Raw genomic sequence first — 16,231 nt, 5'->3', positions numbered from 1 at the left:
GGCTGCAAGGTCACCTCCTCAAGCATCCTGGCGGCGATCGGGAGATGGTGGAGATTCTGGCACTCGTGCTGCATCATGACGAGCAGGCCGTTCTCTGCGCGGTCGAACTGGCGCTCGACGGCGGCGTTCCCACCAAGATCCACGTCCTCAATATCCTGCACCGGTTGCTCGACGGTAAGCCATCGAGCGTGGCCACGATCGATGCCCCACAGGCGCTCGTCTTGCGCCAGGAGCCGAAGGCCGATGTCGAGCGCTACGACGCGCTCCGCAGGAAGGCGGTGCGCCATGCGTCATGATCCCGCCAGCGCCGCCATCATCGTCATGCTGCGCGGGCTCAAGATGTACGGCATGTCTCAGGCCGTCGTTGATCTCATGGAGCAAGGCGCACCCGCCTTCGAGGTAGCCGTCCCGCTCCTGTCCCAGCTGCTCAAGGCCGAGATGGCCGAGCGGGAGGTTCGATCCGTCGCCTACCAGATCAAGGCCGCCCGCTTTCCGGCCTACAAGGATCTGACCGGGTTCGACTTCGCTGCCAGCGAGGTCAACGAGGCCATGGTTCGCACTCTGCACGGAGGCGACTTCATCGACGGCGCACACAACGTCGTCCTGATCGGTGGCCCGGGCACCGGCAAGACGCATATCGCGACCGCCCTGGGCGTGCAGGCCGTCGAGCATCATCGCAAGAAGGTCCGCTTCTTCGCGACCGTCGACCTGGTCAATGCCCTCGAACAAGAGAAAGCCCAAAACAAAGCGGGCCAGTTGGCCGAACGGCTGCTGCGTCAAGACCTCATCATCTTAGACGAACTGGGCTATCTTCCCTTCAGCGCCTCAGGAGGGGCCCTGCTGTTCCACCTGCTGTCCAAGCTCTACGAGCGCACCAGCGTCGTGATCACCACCAACCTCAGCTTCAGCGAATGGGCCGGGATCTTCGGCGATGCCAAGATGACTACCGCTCTGCTCGATCGCCTCACCCACCACTGCCACATCCTAGAGACCGGAAACGACAGCTTCCGCTTCAGGGCAAGTGCCGCAGCCGGAAAGCCGAAAAGGAGCCGCACCGTGAGTTGACCAGACCCACCCAATGATAAACATCAACCCCTGAACCTGGGTCACTTCTCAACGAAAACGCCGGGTCAACTCTCAGCGGAAATCAACACGGTGGCTTCCTCTGGAGCTCGAACAACTCCGTCACGATCGATGCCGAGTTCCGGGCGGCCGTGAAGAAGACCCACCCGCTCGTGTCCTCGCAGACCGAGGAGGGCCTCAAGATCCGGCTCCAGGTGCTCGCACTGACCGGCCAGATCACCGAGGACGAGGCGCACGCCTACCGGGTGCTGCGCGCTGCTGCCCACGCCGCCTACCACGACGGCACGGGCGAGCCGGGCTTCATCAACCAGGACAAGCTGACCTCGAACCCCGAGGGCCTCGACACCTACCTCGACGGCCTGGTCGCGGAGTCGGCGAAGTTCAAGCTCGACACCGAGACCCTGCCGCTGATGAAGTCGCTGGTCGAGGCGTGCTGCGCGATCGGCTGGCCGATGATTACCAACCCGTGCGGGGAGATCTGCCTCCTCATGCTCGGCGCCTACTGCGTGATCGCGGACGTGGTCCCGTTCCACGCCCAGAACGATGACGACGCCGAGGATGCCTTCCGGACGGCCGTGCGCGCCCTGATGCGCACGAACCTGATGGACTGCCTCTACTCGCGCGAGGTCAAGCGCACGAACCGGATCGGCGTCGGCATGACGGGCTTCCACGAGTGGGCCTACGACCGCTTCGGCTTCACCTGGCACGACCTGGTGGACGAGACCAAGTCGCAGGCGCTCTGGCAGACGGTGAGCCGGTTCAAGCGGGCCGTGCAGGACGAGGCGCGCAAGTTCGCTGCGATCCTCGGCGTGACGGTTCCCCACACCGACACGACCTTCAAGCCGGCCGGCACCACGTCGAAGCTGTTCGGCCTCACCGAGGGTGCGCACCTGCCGTCGATGCGCGAGTTCCTGCGCTGGGTGCAGTTCCGCCACGACGACCCGCTGGTGAAGGTCTACGCGGAGAAGGGCTACCCGGTGCGCGAGCTGACCTCGTATTCCGGAACGACGATCGTCGGCTTCCCCACGAAGCCCCGCATCTGCGAGCTGGACGGCGGTGAGTGGGTCGTGACCGCTGCCGAGGCCACCCCGGAGGAGCAGTATCAGTTCCTCCGCTTGCTCGAAAAGTATTGGATGACCGGCGTCGAAGAGGACGGCACGACCGCACTCGAAGAGACCGGAAACCAGATCTCCTATACTTTGAAGTATGATCCTAAGACTGTGTCTTACGATCGCTTCTTGGAGACGCTGATCGAGGGCCAGTTCTCCATCCGTTGCTGCTCCGTGATGCCGCAGAGCGACACGACCGCATACGAATACCAGCCCGAACAGCCGGTCACGAAGCTGGAGTTCGAGCGGATCGCTGCGGCCATCGCCAACGACAACATGCAGGAGGACATCGGCATGGAGCACGTCGATTGCGGCAGCGGCGGGTGTCCGATCGACTTCAAGGACGACGAGGAGAAGGCTGCGGCATGACCCTCTCGATCACGCTGGGGTGGTGGCTTTTGCCATCACTCCTCACCGTCCTCGCCCTGACCTGGGCGTTCTGGGAGCGCTCGACGGACCACACCGGCTATCTCTCGGGGCTCGCGATCCTCTTCCGGCTCGTCGTGGCCGTGATCGTCAGCCTGATGATCTGGATCGTCTATCTGGTTTGTGTCATCCTCTCCCTCTCATAGGAGAGGCACCTGGCCCCGCAGCAATGCGGGGCCTTTTTCAATTTTGGTTTGGTGTAAATCCAGTTCACCACAATATAGGTTGCTTCGTAAATTTAAGTTGCCATTAGGAAGCGCGGGCTCACTGTCATTACATCATCAAAGGGAATGACACATGAGCGATGACCCGTGGGGCCTGAATAAGAACCAAGCCAATACGGTGGTTCATCCGGGATTTACCATCACCTACCACACACAGCCCGGTGGTTATGGTATGGAGCAACAAAAAGAACCCTGGATTGACTTGCAAACGCTGAATGCGCTCGTCTTCTGGGCCATTATGATTGCTTCGGAAGGTTGGTGCTTTTATAGATCTGTGTTCCACGATGCGAAGATTGGATTTTTCTACTACTTTGTTGCAGATCATGGTCCACAAATTACATTTTGGGGTAGTGCTTTCTTTCCATTCATGCTTGCTTTGATATGCATATCCGTTCCACTTTTGATCCTCGTAAAATTTTGTTGCTTGGCGATAGGTATAAATCCCGACAGGTGACTACCCTCGGCCCCGCATCGCTGCGGGGCCTTTTTCGTTGCCGCTCGAAAATCTCACGCTCAATACGAAACGCCGCTCGTCGCGCGCTATAACAAATCAGTCAGCACTGACTGAGGACCAGCTTGGTTCCAACCCCCCCTTGACAAACAGAAGGCCCCGCATCGCTGCGGGGCCTTTTCATCGTCCTAAGCTAGCGTCCGTGATAAGTCAGCGCTTACTCGTCTAACGCGCAGGGATAGGATGGCCGTCGCGCCGCTCCGGGGTCTCAGGCGCTGTCTTCCTGTGGGCGCGCTCACGCACTCCGTTGACAGCCGAGACGCTCACCAGAATGCCCGTGACGATCGCAAACAGCTCTGCGATGGCTGCTGCTGCGGCAGGCGTAAACAGGATGCCCATAGCGAGATCCTCCTTCTGTCATTCCTATTTTGGATCACTCGCCTTGAAAGGCAAGGACGAGCTCCAAAACGAGGCCCATGACGCCACTGTAAATCAAGATTCTTAGGTCATACTCCACCCGGAGCTCTGGCACAAGTTGAGCTTCGCCGTGCGGCGTCACTAGGCGTGCAAACTCTAATGTTCCGTAAACTATGAAGAAAAAGAACGCCAATATACCGATGGCGTAAATTATAGAGACTAACCGATTTGGTCTCTCATATTTAAATAATGCTGCGACGATCCCGCAGAAACCGATAAGTCCAATGACCACAGTCACGTAGAACAGGTCGCGAAACAGACCAGCCTTATTGACTAGATCGGTCATCGCCGCGACATCAAGTGATGGTTGGACACCGGCTGCATACAGCGGTGGCGCCAATGCAACGATGATGGTGATAATCCACAGAGACACCCGTAGGGTGCATCTGAAAAGGACTTCGGTGGCGATCCCCCAACCAACAACAACCCACTTCGGAAGCCACTCAGGGGCCGTAGCCTCCTGTTTCTGATCCGACATCATGTCCTCGGCAACCAGGGTCTGAGGCTGCTTAGGTTGCGCGCTCTCGCTCGTCAAAGCCCTCCGCGCGAACCGTCGTTTTCAATGCGAAACGCCGCTCGTCGCGCGCTATAATAAGTCAGTCAGCACTGACTGACAGCGAAGCGATCCCGGAGAGACCCGCGATGATGCCGATGATGCTCGTGATCGGGCTGTGCCTGATCTCGGACCCCAGCGACTGCACCACCGTGAAGGTGCCGCTCGTGGTCGAAACGCTGCCAACCACCTGCGTGCTCAAGGCCCAGGAGACCGCGTCTCACGACCACGAGACGATCTGGGCCGACTACCGCGTCACGCGCCTCGGGTGCGTCCGGCGCGGCTCGAAGTCCGCCTACGCCAACTGATCTCTCACCGCGAAAGACCCATGCGCCGCATCACCCTCATCGCCCTCACGACCCTGGCTCTGACCGCCTGCACCGACGCGCCGACGGCCGAACGGGTGCTCCGCCAGAACGGCTACACCGACATCCAGATCACCGGCTACGACGCTTTCATGTGCGGCCAGTCGGACACGTTCTCGACCGGCTTCACCGCCCGCAGCGTCGGCGGCCAGCGCGTCTCGGGTGCCGTCTGCTCGGCCGCCTTCAAGGGCGCCACCATCCGCTTCAAATGAGGATCACTCGCATGACGATCACGGCTCGCGTCGTCGAGGACAGCCTCTCCCCGGATGGCATCCGTCTGACGACCTTCCTGCTGCGCTACCCGCGCTTCATCCACGCCGAGGTCATGACGCACCGGGTCTTCTCCCGGAACGGTCGCTCCTCGCGCGCGGTCCCGGTTAAGCGGCTCCTGCTGGAGTCGATCGTTCAGCCCGTCGGCTACGAGGCGAACCGGCCCGGCATGACCTCGGTGGCTCCGCTCACCGGTTGGCGCAAGGTCGTCGCGCAGGCGACCTGGCTGGGCATGGCGCACCTGAACAAGCTCGGCGTGCGCATCCTGCACGGCGTCGGCCTGCACAAGCAGTGGGCCAACCGGCCGCTCGAATGGTTCGGCTGCATCGACGTGCTCGTGACGGCGACCGACTGGGCCAACTTCTTCGCCCTGCGTCTCGACAAGGGCACGCAGCCCGAGCTCCAGATCCTCGCCGGCCTCATGGACGCTGCGATGGTCCAGTCGTCGCCGCGCCTGCTCTCGCCCGGCCAGTGGCACATGCCGTTCGTGGACGAGAACGAGCGCGCCACCCTCACGATCGCCGAGCAGCTGGTGCTCTCGACGGCCCGCTGCGCCCGCCTGACCATCGAGCCCTTCGACGGCAACGCGGACTATGCGGCCGAGCGCGCCCGCTACGAGCGCCTCGTGGTCTCGACCCCGGTTCACGCGAGCCCGGCCGAGCACCAGGCCACGCCGGACGAGAAGCACTTCTTCCGGGACGTCGAGCGCTGGAAGCAGCCGCACCTGCACGGGAACTTCCGGGGCTACGTCCAGCATCGGCAGCTCCTCAAGAACCACGTCGTCGCCGACGACCTCTACGATTTCGATCTTGCGGTGGCCGCATGAGCGAGACCGCGACCATCGACATGATTGCCGAGGACGACAGCGAGCCCTTCGCTGCCGTCACCGTCCAGGTCGTCGAGTTCGAGCACGCCCGCGACGGGCTCTGCTCGGGCTTCTACTTCGCGATCCCGCAGGCCGAGGGCATCGACCCTCTGCCGGGCGAGGTCTTCATCCACGGCCCCTTCAACACCCGCGAGGAAGCGCTTCGCGAGGCCGGGGCCTTCATCCTGGAAGCCGCATCGATCCGGGCCGAGGCCCTGACGAAGGACGAGCTCCTCGACGAAATCACCAGGGAAGTTGAAAAGGCATGATCCCCGTTCCGCTCAAGCGTCTCACCGAGACCGCGATCATCCCGACCTATGGCTCGGCCAACGCTGCCGGCTTCGATCTGCACGCGGATCTCGGCAAGGCTCCGTTCGCGCTCGTCCATCCGGGCGAGCATCGCCTCATCAGGACCGGCATCGCCGTCGCCCTGCCGCCGGGCTTCGCGCTGCTGATCTGCCCGCGCTCGGGCCTCTCGTTCAAGTCCGGCATCACGGTCCACAATGGCCCCGGTGTCATCGACGCCGACTATCGCGGCGACATCGGCGTCATCCTCCACAACACCACCCACATGCAGTTCGTGGTCAACGCAGGCGACCGCATTGCGCAGGGCGTGATCGTGCCAGTGTTCCAGGCCGCCTTCGACGAGGTCGATACCCTCGACGAGACCGCGCGCGGCACGGGTGGCTTCGGCTCGACCGGCGTTGCAGGTCTTCCGCCGGCCGCTGTGATCGGGATGCGGGCGATGGCCCAGGACGCTGCCGATCGGCGCCGCTGGTCCAACCTGCGGCCCGCGCCTGGCCTGTCGGAAAGCCAGACCAAGGATAACGGCGTGAAGTGGCTCGACGCCGAGCCCGAGGAAGCAGCCGTCGCGATGTTGAAGGCGGCGTGAAGGCCAGCGTCGAGGTCGGGCAGATCTGGCGCGACCTCTACAACCGGCACACGGACGAGCTCCGGCTCGTCCGTATCGACAAGATCGAGACCAAGACCAAGCGCCAGGAGGTCTTGGGCATGGTGCGAGAGATCCAATACCAGATCGCGCGGATCTCCTCGAAGACAGGCGGCGAAACGACCTTCACCCCTGTGTCGCGCTTCATCAAGGTCGACCGTTTCGGCAAATTCTATCGGCTTCAAAAGGGCTCATGATGTTCGGTTTCTGCGGAGCCAGCCGCACTGGCAAGTCCACCCTCTGCAAGCTCCTCTCCGAGGGGCTCGACCTGCCCTTCCACTCCTTCAACACGGCCGAGATCATGAAGGCGAAGGGCTACAACCTCGTCGATCCGGCCCTGACGTTCGCCACCCGCCTCGACGCGCAGGAAGCCTACCTCGACCACTACGAGGAGACGCTCCGCGCCCTGCCCCGGCCGGCGCTCACCGACCGGACGCCGCTGTGTCTGGCCGCCTACACCATGGCCGAGATCCGGATGCACGATCACGCCGAGCACGGGGACCGGGTCCTCGCCATCGTCGAGCGCGCGGTCTGCATGACCGACCAGCACTTCGACACGGTGTTCCTGCTGCGTCCCCTCCCCTTCTACGAGGAGGCCGAGGGCAAGGCGCCGGCCAATCTCGGCTACCAGTGGCATCACCAGATCGTCTGCGAGGGTCTCGCCGATCAGTGCCGCTTCATCGACGCGGCGACCCTCTACACGCCCGACCTGGAGACGCGCGCCGAGAGCTGCACGAAGGCAATCGTCGATGCCATGCAGCGCTGGGGCGAGGAAAAGGCCGCGCTCACTTGCCACTAAAAAACAGTCAGCAATGACTGACATGCCGCGTTGCAGTCGCTATAACTGAGACTGCAACGCACACACAGAGAGAGACGCGAACGATGCAAGTCGCCCACGTCGCAGAGCCCGACAGCCATCTCATCATCGGTGGTGGCAAGACCCGCGCCTTCCAGGTGACGGCGTCGGCAGCGGCCTTCAAAATCATGTCCGACAGCCTCTACCGCGACAAGGAGCGCGCGGCTGTCCGTGAGATCGTCTGCAACGCGATCGACGCCCACGCCATGAACGGCAACGAGGCGGTTCCGGTGAAGGTCACGCTCACCGAGGACGAGCTCAAGGTCGAGGACGTCGGCCCCGGCATCCACGACGACAAGATCGCCGACATCTACTGCACCCTGTTCGCCTCGACGAAGGTCGGCCAGCAGAACCAGACCGGCGGGTTCGGGCTCGGCTCGAAGGCCCCGTTCGCGATCTCCGACCACTTCACCGTCATCAGCAAGCACGAGGGCATCATGACCCTCTACGCGATGCACGTCGGCGATCCGGCGACCAACGGCACGCCCGGCGCCAAGATCATGATGCAGACCCGCTGCGAGGGGTCCGGCCTCTCGGTGTCGGTGCCGCTGGCGCCCGGCATGGAGCTCAAGATCGCGAAGGCGCTCAGTGAGATCGTCCGCGAGGGCGGCATGAACGTCGAGCTGAACGGCGAGAAGCTCGACGCGCCCGACTACACGGAGCTCAAGCGCCTCGGCTACGGGATGCGCAGCCAGACGCGCTGGGGCGGCGCCAAGTTTCAGGTGCTCTACGCCAACGTGCTCTACCCGATGGACAGCCACGACGAGCTCGTGCCGTTCATCCAGAAGCTCTCGACCTTCACCTTCGACAGCAAGGCGTTCGTTCTCTACTGCCCGCCGTCCTCGATCTCGGTGACGCCGTCGCGCGAGGCGCTGTCCTACAACGAGGTCACGGTCGAGACCCTCAAGGGCATCCTCTCCCGGCTCGTAGACGAGATCCAGACGCACGCGTGGCGTTTCCTCAAGACGGAGATGGCCGCGCTGGTCGCCAACAGCACCCGCGAGAACCTGCCGCCGACCCGCGAGGATCGCTTCCGCGAGCGCCAGAAGGACCTGCTCAACGGCGTCGAGGAGATCGCGCTGCGCTGGGCGCAGCACAGGATCTCCAACGGCTCCTACACCCAGCGCGACGTGGCGCGCGAGATGCTCAAGAAGCCCGGCCTCAAGTCGAAGCGCGGGCTGCGCGTCATCGCCAGCATGAGGCACACGACCAAGCACAACTTCGGGACCGAGCGCCGCGAGCGGATCATGCGCGAGGTCGCACGGATCGTGGTTGCCGGCGATCTGATGCCGTTCCTGCACTCGCGTCTCCAGACCGACGACAAGCTCGTGCCGGTCAACAAGGTGGACAAGGATCGTGGCTACCGGCGCAGTTACTGCTCCGATGCCAAGCGCGTGCTCCACATCTCGACGGCGCGCGACCTGGTGAAGCGCGGCGTGGCCGGTCTCTACCTCGTCGGCGCGAAGATGAAGTCCGCCCAGATCGACAAGGCCATCGCGAAGGCGAAGGCGCTCGGCTGGGAGATCAACATCGTCAAGCGCCCCGAGGCCGTGAAGAAGAAGGCTGCGGTGATGTTTGGGCCACCCTGCCCGCCGCGCTACCGGGGCCTGACCCTCTCGAACTACGCCGAGCGGGTCGACGATTGCTGGGACCACGGCGTCAAGCTGCGCTCGACCCTCCAGCCCACGCATCCCGGCACCTTCGAGAAGCCGGTCGCCTTCTACGGGCTCAAGGCCACGACCATCCAGTTCAAGCCCGGCTTCAAGAGCGTTTGGGTGCCCAACGCCGACCGGGTGGAGACCCTCATCAAGGAAACGATCGGAAGGACCGTGATGGCGCACACGCGCAGGGACGTGGACAATCTGCTCGCCGGCAACGTGCGGCGCCTTGAGGAGCTGGTGCTCGCCAAGCTCAAGGAGCGCGTCGCGAAGGGCCACGACTACGAGGCGTTCTACGCCCGGCTCGCGATGGCCGCTGCGTCCGAGACCGACAGCCGTAGGTCGCGTCAGATGGGCGTGGAGGAGATCGCCCGCGAGATGATCGTCCACTCGCGTCGCTTCGCCCATGCCGCTGTGCGCGAGCCCTACGCGCCCTGCGCCGACCGCGACGAGGCCTGGGCCTACTGGCTGATGGCTCGCACCGTGTTCCACGCCCGCTGGTCCGAGGGTCCGCACGTCGATGTGGCCGAGGGCCGGATCATCAACGCGCTCGTCGAGGAATATCGCGTCCTCGCCCAGCCGCTCGAAGCGGCGCGGTTCGGGGAGAAGCTCCCCTATCGCAACACCGAGCACCTGGCGCTGTTCACGGCGTTCAGCGGCTCAAGTTTCGGAATCCTCGATCAGCAGCAGCGCGAGGATTTTCTGGAGTTCGCCGAGCTGATGGCTCGTCGTTACATTGCTCGTCAGCAGAAGGATCAGAGCAAGTGAATAAGTTACAGGTCAGTGGAGCGATCGTCTCCAAGAACGGCGTGACGCTGTTCACCCCAGCCGGGGAGAGCAAGGTCTTCGGGGCGGACTCGTGGAAGACGGCTGCGATCCTCGACGCGGTGCTCGTGCCGCTGGCGAAGTCCGAGGGTGAGCCGGTCGAGATCGACCTCGACCAGTTCAGCCTGGCGAAGCGCATCGAGCAGGCGACCAACGGCGCGCTCAAGGTCGAGGAGAAGGTCGAGAACGGCGTCTCCAAGATCGCGATCGAGACCGCGTCCGGCGCCCGGATCGAGGACGCCTCGCTGCTGGAGAAGCACATCGGCGAGGTCGCTGTGACCGGGTCGGTGGGTCTCGGCCGCTTCATCGAGCGCTTCGCGCGCCTCGACCACAAGCACACGGCCGACGAGCTCCTCAAGTTCGTGCAGAAGATGGATCTGCCGATCGCCGACGACGGCTGCATCGTGGTCTACAAGTTCCTGACCAAGCAGGGCGATGACCGCTTCGTGGACAGCCACACGCGCAAGATCGTCCAGCGCCTCGGCTCGCGCGTCTCGATGCCGCTCGACAAGGTCAACATGAGCCGCGCGCAGTGCGCCTCGGGCCTGCACGTCTGCTCGGCCACCTACGGCCAGTATGGCGACGCGATCTTCCTGGCGAAGGTCGATCCGGCCGATGTCGTGGCGATCCCGGAGAACTACTCGGGCGGCAAGATGCGCTGCACCGCCTACCATCTGGTCGCTCTGCTCGACGGGGCCGCGCATAGCGCTGTCTCCGCGAAGAAGTCAGCGCTGACTGCAAATGGTGCGACCGGCATCGTGGCGAACGTCATCGCCGGCAATCACCCCGCGATCCTGGAGGAGGTCGTGGTCGGCGGGTCGTTCGTCCAGAACACCGAGACGAAGGTCACGACGACGGTCGTTTCGCAGCCCCAGGCAGCGCCGGCCCTCAACCCGGTGCGTCCGATCGCGGCCGTCGCCAAGATCGACCCGAAGGACGTGAAGGACCGGCTGCACGCGGCGCTCAACCCGACGCCGCAGTTCGAGATCGGCCAGCAGGTCGATATGGAAGGCACGCCCGTGTTCGTCCGCGAGATCGAGGGCCGCAAGGCGCTGGTCGCGACGCGCCTCAAGCACGGTCATGGCACCTGGGTCTCGCTCACCCGTCTCGCGGCTCTCCAGGTCGCTGCGCCGGTCGAGACGCCGGCTCCCGCGCCCGTCGTCGAAGCCCCCTCCCCTGCCCCGGTGGAGCAGAAGGCGCCCGAGCCGACCGGAACCGAGGCCTGGGCCGTTGCCAAGCCCGGTGACACGGTGCGCATCGAAGGGTCGTCCAAGATCCCGGATGGCGACTACGTCGTCGACCGCGTCTCGAACGATGGCCGCGCCTCGCGCTGCCGCGTGAAGTGCGAGGCGTTCGGTTCGCTCGGGGTCGCGAACACTCTGGTGAAGGCGATCGTCGCTGCGAAGGGCAACCCGCCGCTGGTCATGAAGGTCGAGCCGGTGGCAAAGGTCGCCAAGCGGATCGAGAAGGTGGCCGAGAGCGTCAAGGCGGTTGCCGACGGGACGTTCGACAAGGCGACGATCTACGCCAACAAGCTCGTCCAGGCGACCAAGCTCCACCAGGCCGGCAAGTCGCTGCGCGAGATCGAGAAGGAGCTCCGCATGTGCCGCAAGGCGCTCGCGAAGCACTTGAAGGCCGCATAGCGTCCATCACTTTGCCAGTCAGTAGTGACTGACAACCCATCGTCGCGTCGCTATAACAAAGTGACGCGACGACGTTCGTTTGAGCGACGCACACAGAGAGACAAGGATGAGCGAGCGACACGCGAAGGCGTGCGAGGCCGGCGCCCTCGCCCTCGACCGGATCAAGCCCGAGACGGGCGCTGCGAGGCTCCTGCGGGAGCTGGCAGGCCGGTTGAAGGCCCCGAAGCGCGAGACCGCGAAGCAGCCCCAAAGCTATTTCGCGACGCAGAAAGAAGAGATCACCCGCAAGGCGTTAGGTGCAGTCGCCGACGCACAGGCGCGGTTCGAGGCTGGTGAATTGACCGGCCGGGATCTCTGGGTCGCGGTCGATGCGATCCACGACACCGTGTCCGGTCTGATCGACCCGGACATGACCCTTCTCATCTACCGAGCCCGTCAGGAGCTCAAGGAGCACGCTACCCGATGAAAGTCGCCGGCTACGACACCGAGACCACTGGCATCGCCTACGGCGACCATCGCATCATCGAGGTCGCGGTCCTGACCTACGACCTAGCGACCGAGCGTCTGCTCGACCGCTACGTGCAGCGGATCAACCCGCTCCGCTCGATCGACGCCGGCGCCCAGCGCGTTCACGGCATCTCGCTGGCGATGCTGTCCGGAGAGCCGGTCTGGAAGGACGTGGCTCCCCAGGTCCACCGGCGCCTGGCTGCGGCCGACCTGATCGTCGCCCACAACGGCATCGGCTTCGACATGCCGTTCACGAACTACGAGCTGGCCCGCGTCGGATTGCCCAAGCTCGAAACCCCGGTCCTCGACACGATGTTGGAGGGACGGTTCGCCACCCCGAACGGGGCAGTGCCGAACCTCGGCGCCCTCTGCACGGCGCTGGGCGTCGATTACGGCACGGGTGCCGGCAAGGCGCACGCGGCCCACTACGACGTCGAGGTCATGATGCAGTGCTTTTTCAGGGGCGTGCGCTGGCGCGCCTTCAACCTCCCGGAGGAGATCGTCCATGCCATTGCAGCGTAAGCCCACGTCCAAGCAGCTCGCGGGCCTGGAGATCGCTCGCAACCTTAACTGGTTCCAGTCGGTGTTCTTCGGCTTCGAGCGCGCCGTGTTCCAGGCGCCGACGAGCTTCTTCGGGGTGTTCGGTCAGCCGCTGCGCGTGCTGCTGTTCTCGATCGCCATCATCGTCTGCGGCATCCCGCTCTGGGTGCTGATCCACTTCGGCTACCTGCTCATGGGTCTCGCTGGACACCTGCGCCGGGATAGCTCTGTCCGCAACAATCAGTCAGTGGTGAGTTAGCATGTTCGTCGGGGTCAACGACAACCAGCCCCTCGCGCAGTTCAAGGCGCGCGAGGAGCCGACCGTCAGCAAGGCGGAAGTCGATATGCGCCGCGTGACGCTCTATCAGCTCAACTGCGCCCGCGACGAGGCCGGGCAGCCCTTCGAGCTGCTCCGCGCCGGCCTGACCAAGATCCACCGGAACATGGTTCCGGAACGGATGGCTTTCCCCACTGCCGGCAGCCCTCACCCGTTCTGTCCGGAGCACACCTACACCCCTGTCGCGAGCCCCGTGCGCCAACCGGCCCGGAAGATCGCCAAGCCCCTCCCCTCCTACCTGCGAGTGGTCGCATGATCGGCGCGATCCAAGTCCTCGGGCTGGCCGGCGCTGCCGGCACGGTTGCCGTCGTCGAGTTCCGCGTCGAGCGCTACGGCGCGTCCGGTCTCATGGCCTGTCTGGCGTCCACCTTCCTGACCCTCGCGGTCACGATGGCAGCGAGCGCCTGATGGCCGTCATCATCACCGTCGCGCTCCTGGTCGTCTGGCTCGGCTTCACCGCCTTCCTCGAATGGCGAGACGGCAAGCAGGACCAGGCCCTCGCCGTCGGCGTGCCAGCCATCTTCGGCCTCATCCTCATCGCGCTGAACCTGCTCGGCGTCCACGCCTAGCGGTTTCGCCGCCAAGCGATTTCGCGAACGCGCAAAACCGTCGGTCTGCCAATGATCTGACGCGATGTTCCAGCCGACGCGCCGCGCTCTGAAAGCTACATTGTGAGAGTCAACAGCGACACAGAGCGCAACGAGCGCACACAGAGAAGGAACAGCATCATGTCCAACACCGGCATCAACGGCGGTCTCGATCTCAACGGCGTCACCGACGGCGTCGACCTCGATCTCATGCTCGCCGATCTCGACGTGTCCGACGACGACGCCACGATCGAAGCGGTCACGGACGTCGAGCGAGAGGAGGTCGTCGAGGAGCCCGAGGTCGAGGAGACCGTCGTCAACGAGGACAACGAGGACGAGGTCGCCCAGGCGATGACGGACGTCGAAGAGGCTGGCGCGACCGAAGAGGCTGCCGAGGCTGCGGTCGAGGAGCCCGCGATCGTCGTCACCGACGCCGAGGCCAGCAGCGAGGTCGAGGCCGAGGCTGCGGCGCAGGACGAGCACGACGAGGACGTGACCGACGCGCTCGCCGCCGAGATCGACATGGAGGAGCAGCGCGACGCGATCTACGCCGAGCAGCCCGCCGACGACACGTCGCTCGATGCGTCGGCCCCGCCCGCTGCCGCCCCGAAGAAGGCGCGTGCTGTATCGACCGGCGTCCCTCGCGCCCGCACCGCTGTCGCCGACCTGCACGAGGACAACTTCGTGCTGACGACCGACATCCCGGCCGACCTGGCTGCGAACAAGGCAGCGGTTCTGACCGCCTGCCCCGCGCAGAAGAAGGTGCGCGAGAAGTTCGAGAACCTCCTCGTCTCGGTCGCCGGCAACCGCGCGCCCAGCACCTACACCGTGATCTGCTTCAAGGCGCTGATGGCGTCGGGCGAGGTCACGGGTGCCGAGCTGACCGGGGCGCTCAAGTCCTCCGGACTCGGCGAGGGCACGGCGCGCTCGCAGTCGGGGCAGCTCATGGCGCTGTTCCCCGCCGTGAAGATCGCCACCCCCGCGGGCAACAAGCTGACGGTGAACCCCGACAGCCTGCTCGTCGCAGCGCTCAAGGGCATCCTGAGCATCGCCTAAGTCAATGAGGCGGGGAGCAATCCCCACCTTCGCTATTTCGCGAGAAAGCCACAGTGCGAAAGGACGAACCGATGCCCAGCGGGCACGTCATCATCATCCACCTCGACAACCGCGTGACCGTCGAGGACACGATCGAGGGCGAGCCGGGCCTCGGCCAGGTGCAGAAGGCCGTCGATGGCTACGTCCAGATCGTCCACGACTTCGACACGGTGATGCTCACCGTCGATCTCATGACCTACATGGACGAGGAGAGCGTCCGGAAGCTCAAGCCGCTGCCGGCCGTTCCCTTCTCGCAGCGCTGCATCTGTTTCTGCAACGAGGAGGGCAAGGTCGAGGGCCGCCCCTTCAACCTCGTCGCCACCCAGCTCTGGGCACAGGCGCTGATGCGCTCCGGCCGCAAGGTGCCGCTGCCCTCGGGTGGCGTGGCGATGGACGACTTCCTGGTCGGCTCGGTCGCCCTGCTGATCGGCGATGGCGCGATCAAGGGGTGGCAGTCGTGACCCACGAGGAGATCGCCCGAGCCAACGGCTGGATCGTCTCGCTGAACCATCGCGACGAATACGTCGCCCACGACGACGTGACGGGCGACGTGGAGCCCGACCACATCCTCGACGCCGAAGACGAGGAGGAGGCCTGGGCCGAACTCTGCCGGCTCGAAGGGTTGGACGAGAGCAGCATCGGCCGCGCCCAGACGCAGCAGCCGGACGGCACCTGGATCGACGTTTAGCGCAGTAGCGCCTTAGCGAAGGAGAAAATCGTGAGTTCGCGCAACCCTCTGTCGCCCAAGCCCGACAACCTGCCCGGCGTCGGCTCGATCTGGCGGCACAACAAGGGCGCCTTCTACAAGGTCGTCGGCTACTCGCGGCACAGCGAGGATCCGGACCAGTGGCTCGTGACCTACCGGCCGATCGCGGGCGAGGGCGACGCTTGGACCCGCGCGATCATCTGCACCGAGCAGAACGAGTGGCCGGGCTTCCTCGACAGCTTCGAGATTCCGGCGTTCGAGGGCGATCCGGGCTGGTATCGCTTCAAGCACGTCGGCGGCCCGCGCACCTGGCACGACGAGCAGCCACCTGAGCCAGAGACCCCGAGCCGGGAGGATCTGATCGAGCTCCTCGACAACGTGTCGGCCGCTGCCGAGAACATGCTGACGCAGTTCGGGAGCAGGATGTTCGCCGAGGACGTTAGGACCCGCACCGAGACGATCCAGACGGCGAGGAACCTGTGCGACACCCTTCTGAGGAGCCACGCGGCCTGACGACTGCGGAGCTGACGCTAGAGGTTCAACGCCTCGAAGCCTACGCGAGGGGTCTCGGGCTCGATGACGCGACCATCACCGAGATCCAGGCGCGGATGACACAGGACGCCGAGGCGTCCGGGACCTGGGGCACACCCGAGGATCGCCTCTTCATCATGCGACAGCGGATGCTCAAGGCAGCTCTGTAGTTCG

The 16,231-nt window shown here is 64.5% G+C and carries 26 protein-coding genes and 1 pseudogene; 25 read left to right on the top strand and 2 right to left on the bottom strand.

The genetic code is table 11. From position 1 onward, the window contains the following. The 5 genes and pseudogenes from FV222_RS00405 to FV222_RS00385 form a co-directional block, all read left to right on the top strand. Positions 1-296: pseudogene (locus FV222_RS00405) on the top strand (IS21 family transposase); the annotation flags it as partial. Beyond that, on the top strand, positions 286-1,065 hold the full coding sequence (istB, locus tag FV222_RS00400; RefSeq protein WP_063988215.1) for an IS21-like element ISMex27 family helper ATPase IstB: 780 nt from the start codon (positions 286-288) through the stop codon (positions 1,063-1,065). The pseudogene FV222_RS00405 and the gene istB, both read left to right, overlap by 11 nt. Before the next feature lie 149 nt (positions 1,066-1,214). Beyond that, a complete protein-coding gene (locus tag FV222_RS00395; protein ID WP_147812582.1) occupies positions 1,215-2,561 on the top strand; it encodes a hypothetical protein in 1,347 nt (448 codons plus the stop codon). Further along, on the top strand, positions 2,558-2,764 hold the full coding sequence (locus FV222_RS00390) for a hypothetical protein (RefSeq protein WP_147812581.1): 207 nt from the start codon (positions 2,558-2,560) through the stop codon (positions 2,762-2,764). Before FV222_RS00395 ends, FV222_RS00390 begins: the two co-directional genes overlap by 4 nt. A gap of 151 nt (positions 2,765-2,915) precedes the next feature. Continuing rightward, complete coding sequence (locus FV222_RS00385) at positions 2,916-3,296, top strand: hypothetical protein (RefSeq protein WP_147812580.1); 381 nt, start codon at positions 2,916-2,918, stop codon at positions 3,294-3,296. A gap of 222 nt (positions 3,297-3,518) precedes the next feature. Here FV222_RS00385 and FV222_RS30525 read toward each other — a convergent pair whose 3' ends face one another. Beyond that, positions 3,519-3,692: a hypothetical protein gene (locus tag FV222_RS30525; RefSeq protein ID WP_210248419.1), complete on the bottom strand. Its 174-nt coding sequence runs from the start codon at positions 3,690-3,692 to the stop codon at positions 3,519-3,521. 34 nt (positions 3,693-3,726) lie between these two features. Next, positions 3,727-4,251 (bottom strand): hypothetical protein, encoded by a 525-nt coding sequence (locus FV222_RS00380; protein WP_187277145.1) that lies wholly within the window; start codon positions 4,249-4,251, stop codon positions 3,727-3,729. Positions 4,252-4,412: 161 nt separating this feature from the next. Here FV222_RS00380 and FV222_RS00375 point away from each other — a divergent pair, with 161 nt between their 5' ends. The 20 genes from FV222_RS00375 to FV222_RS00290 all read left to right on the top strand — a co-directional run bounded on the left by FV222_RS00375 (position 4,413) and on the right by FV222_RS00290 (position 16,227). Then, the gene (locus FV222_RS00375; protein WP_147812578.1) at positions 4,413-4,631 is read left to right on the top strand and encodes a hypothetical protein; all 219 of its coding nucleotides are present in this window, start codon (positions 4,413-4,415) and stop codon (positions 4,629-4,631) included. Positions 4,632-4,651: 20 nt separating this feature from the next. Further along, positions 4,652-4,900, top strand: coding sequence for a hypothetical protein (locus FV222_RS00370; RefSeq protein WP_147812577.1), 249 nt, complete (start codon positions 4,652-4,654; stop codon positions 4,898-4,900). 11 nt (positions 4,901-4,911) lie between these two features. Then, the gene (locus FV222_RS00365; protein ID WP_147812576.1) at positions 4,912-5,784 is read left to right on the top strand and encodes a hypothetical protein; all 873 of its coding nucleotides are present in this window, start codon (positions 4,912-4,914) and stop codon (positions 5,782-5,784) included. Beyond that, complete coding sequence (locus tag FV222_RS00360; RefSeq protein WP_147812575.1) at positions 5,781-6,092, top strand: hypothetical protein; 312 nt, start codon at positions 5,781-5,783, stop codon at positions 6,090-6,092. Before FV222_RS00365 ends, FV222_RS00360 begins: the two co-directional genes overlap by 4 nt. Next, the gene (gene dut, locus FV222_RS00355) at positions 6,089-6,715 is read left to right on the top strand and encodes a dUTP diphosphatase (protein WP_147812574.1); all 627 of its coding nucleotides are present in this window, start codon (positions 6,089-6,091) and stop codon (positions 6,713-6,715) included. The genes FV222_RS00360 and dut overlap by 4 nt, the downstream gene beginning before the upstream one ends. Next, a complete protein-coding gene (locus FV222_RS00350; protein ID WP_147812573.1) occupies positions 6,712-6,969 on the top strand; it encodes a hypothetical protein in 258 nt (85 codons plus the stop codon). The genes dut and FV222_RS00350 overlap by 4 nt, the downstream gene beginning before the upstream one ends. Then, the gene (locus tag FV222_RS00345) at positions 6,969-7,571 is read left to right on the top strand and encodes a hypothetical protein (protein WP_147812572.1); all 603 of its coding nucleotides are present in this window, start codon (positions 6,969-6,971) and stop codon (positions 7,569-7,571) included. The genes FV222_RS00350 and FV222_RS00345 overlap by 1 nt, the downstream gene beginning before the upstream one ends. 83 nt (positions 7,572-7,654) lie before the next feature. Continuing rightward, positions 7,655-10,054 (top strand): ATP-binding protein, encoded by a 2,400-nt coding sequence (locus tag FV222_RS00340; RefSeq protein WP_147812571.1) that lies wholly within the window; start codon positions 7,655-7,657, stop codon positions 10,052-10,054. Beyond that, positions 10,051-11,754, top strand: coding sequence for a hypothetical protein (locus FV222_RS00335; protein WP_147812570.1), 1,704 nt, complete (start codon positions 10,051-10,053; stop codon positions 11,752-11,754). The genes FV222_RS00340 and FV222_RS00335 overlap by 4 nt, the downstream gene beginning before the upstream one ends. Positions 11,755-11,833: 79 nt before the next feature. After that, a complete protein-coding gene (locus tag FV222_RS00330; RefSeq protein WP_147812569.1) occupies positions 11,834-12,220 on the top strand; it encodes a hypothetical protein in 387 nt (128 codons plus the stop codon). Further along, a complete protein-coding gene (locus FV222_RS00325; protein WP_147812568.1) occupies positions 12,217-12,783 on the top strand; it encodes a 3'-5' exonuclease in 567 nt (188 codons plus the stop codon). Before FV222_RS00330 ends, FV222_RS00325 begins: the two co-directional genes overlap by 4 nt. Then, complete coding sequence (locus FV222_RS00320; protein WP_147812567.1) at positions 12,767-13,060, top strand: hypothetical protein; 294 nt, start codon at positions 12,767-12,769, stop codon at positions 13,058-13,060. The genes FV222_RS00325 and FV222_RS00320 overlap by 17 nt, the downstream gene beginning before the upstream one ends. Before the next feature lies 1 nt (position 13,061). Continuing rightward, positions 13,062-13,394, top strand: a complete 333-nt coding sequence (locus FV222_RS00315) for a hypothetical protein (protein ID WP_147812566.1) — start codon at positions 13,062-13,064, stop codon at positions 13,392-13,394. Beyond that, positions 13,391-13,546, top strand: coding sequence for a hypothetical protein (locus FV222_RS29230; RefSeq protein WP_187277143.1), 156 nt, complete (start codon positions 13,391-13,393; stop codon positions 13,544-13,546). Before FV222_RS00315 ends, FV222_RS29230 begins: the two co-directional genes overlap by 4 nt. Further along, on the top strand, positions 13,546-13,707 hold the full coding sequence (locus tag FV222_RS29225) for a hypothetical protein (protein ID WP_187277142.1): 162 nt from the start codon (positions 13,546-13,548) through the stop codon (positions 13,705-13,707). The genes FV222_RS29230 and FV222_RS29225 overlap by 1 nt, the downstream gene beginning before the upstream one ends. A 159-nt stretch (positions 13,708-13,866) precedes the next feature. Continuing rightward, positions 13,867-14,781: a hypothetical protein gene (locus FV222_RS00310; RefSeq protein WP_147812565.1), complete on the top strand. Its 915-nt coding sequence runs from the start codon at positions 13,867-13,869 to the stop codon at positions 14,779-14,781. A gap of 71 nt (positions 14,782-14,852) precedes the next feature. After that, entirely contained in the window at positions 14,853-15,281 is a 429-nt protein-coding gene (locus FV222_RS00305; RefSeq protein ID WP_147812564.1) for a hypothetical protein, read from the top strand. After that, entirely contained in the window at positions 15,269-15,508 is a 240-nt protein-coding gene (locus tag FV222_RS00300; RefSeq protein ID WP_187277141.1) for a hypothetical protein, read from the top strand. Before FV222_RS00305 ends, FV222_RS00300 begins: the two co-directional genes overlap by 13 nt. 30 nt (positions 15,509-15,538) lie before the next feature. Continuing rightward, the gene (locus FV222_RS00295) at positions 15,539-16,039 is read left to right on the top strand and encodes a DUF1653 domain-containing protein (protein ID WP_210248418.1); all 501 of its coding nucleotides are present in this window, start codon (positions 15,539-15,541) and stop codon (positions 16,037-16,039) included. Then, complete coding sequence (locus FV222_RS00290) at positions 16,006-16,227, top strand: hypothetical protein (RefSeq protein ID WP_147812562.1); 222 nt, start codon at positions 16,006-16,008, stop codon at positions 16,225-16,227. The genes FV222_RS00295 and FV222_RS00290 overlap by 34 nt, the downstream gene beginning before the upstream one ends. The last annotated feature ends 4 nt before the right edge of the window (positions 16,228-16,231 follow it).

This window comes from Methylobacterium sp. WL103, assembly GCF_008039885.1.
Taxonomy (GTDB): Bacteria; Pseudomonadota; Alphaproteobacteria; order Rhizobiales; family Beijerinckiaceae; genus Methylobacterium; species Methylobacterium cerastii.
The sequence above is the reverse complement of the archived record's forward strand: the minus strand, read 5'-3'. Positions and strand labels throughout refer to the sequence as shown.

Bases quoted from the DNA above. Each gene is read 5' to 3' on its own strand.
- FV222_RS00375 (WP_147812578.1), top strand. From the start codon at position 4,413: ATGATGCCGATGATGCTCGTGATCGGGCTGTGCCTGATCTCGGACCCC.
- FV222_RS29225 (WP_187277142.1), top strand. From the start codon at position 13,546: ATGGCCGTCATCATCACCGTCGCGCTCCTGGTCGTCTGGCTCGGCTTC.
- FV222_RS00385 (WP_147812580.1), top strand. From the start codon at position 2,916: ATGAGCGATGACCCGTGGGGCCTGAATAAGAACCAAGCCAATACGGTG.
- FV222_RS00345 (WP_147812572.1), top strand. From the start codon at position 6,969: ATGTTCGGTTTCTGCGGAGCCAGCCGCACTGGCAAGTCCACCCTCTGC.
- FV222_RS00360 (WP_147812575.1), top strand. From the start codon at position 5,781: ATGAGCGAGACCGCGACCATCGACATGATTGCCGAGGACGACAGCGAG.
- FV222_RS00305 (WP_147812564.1), top strand. From the start codon at position 14,853: ATGCCCAGCGGGCACGTCATCATCATCCACCTCGACAACCGCGTGACC.
- dut (WP_147812574.1), top strand. From the start codon at position 6,089: ATGATCCCCGTTCCGCTCAAGCGTCTCACCGAGACCGCGATCATCCCG.
- FV222_RS00365 (WP_147812576.1), top strand. From the start codon at position 4,912: ATGACGATCACGGCTCGCGTCGTCGAGGACAGCCTCTCCCCGGATGGC.
- FV222_RS30525 (WP_210248419.1), bottom strand. From the start codon at position 3,692: ATGGGCATCCTGTTTACGCCTGCCGCAGCAGCAGCCATCGCAGAGCTG.
- FV222_RS00310 (WP_147812565.1), top strand. From the start codon at position 13,867: ATGTCCAACACCGGCATCAACGGCGGTCTCGATCTCAACGGCGTCACC.
- FV222_RS00315 (WP_147812566.1), top strand. From the start codon at position 13,062: ATGTTCGTCGGGGTCAACGACAACCAGCCCCTCGCGCAGTTCAAGGCG.
- istB (WP_063988215.1), top strand. From the start codon at position 286: ATGCGTCATGATCCCGCCAGCGCCGCCATCATCGTCATGCTGCGCGGG.
- FV222_RS00340 (WP_147812571.1), top strand. From the start codon at position 7,655: ATGCAAGTCGCCCACGTCGCAGAGCCCGACAGCCATCTCATCATCGGT.
- FV222_RS00320 (WP_147812567.1), top strand. From the start codon at position 12,767: ATGCCATTGCAGCGTAAGCCCACGTCCAAGCAGCTCGCGGGCCTGGAG.
- FV222_RS00325 (WP_147812568.1), top strand. From the start codon at position 12,217: ATGAAAGTCGCCGGCTACGACACCGAGACCACTGGCATCGCCTACGGC.
- FV222_RS00380 (WP_187277145.1), bottom strand. From the start codon at position 4,251: ATGATGTCGGATCAGAAACAGGAGGCTACGGCCCCTGAGTGGCTTCCG.
- FV222_RS00390 (WP_147812581.1), top strand. From the start codon at position 2,558: ATGACCCTCTCGATCACGCTGGGGTGGTGGCTTTTGCCATCACTCCTC.
- FV222_RS00370 (WP_147812577.1), top strand. From the start codon at position 4,652: ATGCGCCGCATCACCCTCATCGCCCTCACGACCCTGGCTCTGACCGCC.
- FV222_RS29230 (WP_187277143.1), top strand. From the start codon at position 13,391: ATGATCGGCGCGATCCAAGTCCTCGGGCTGGCCGGCGCTGCCGGCACG.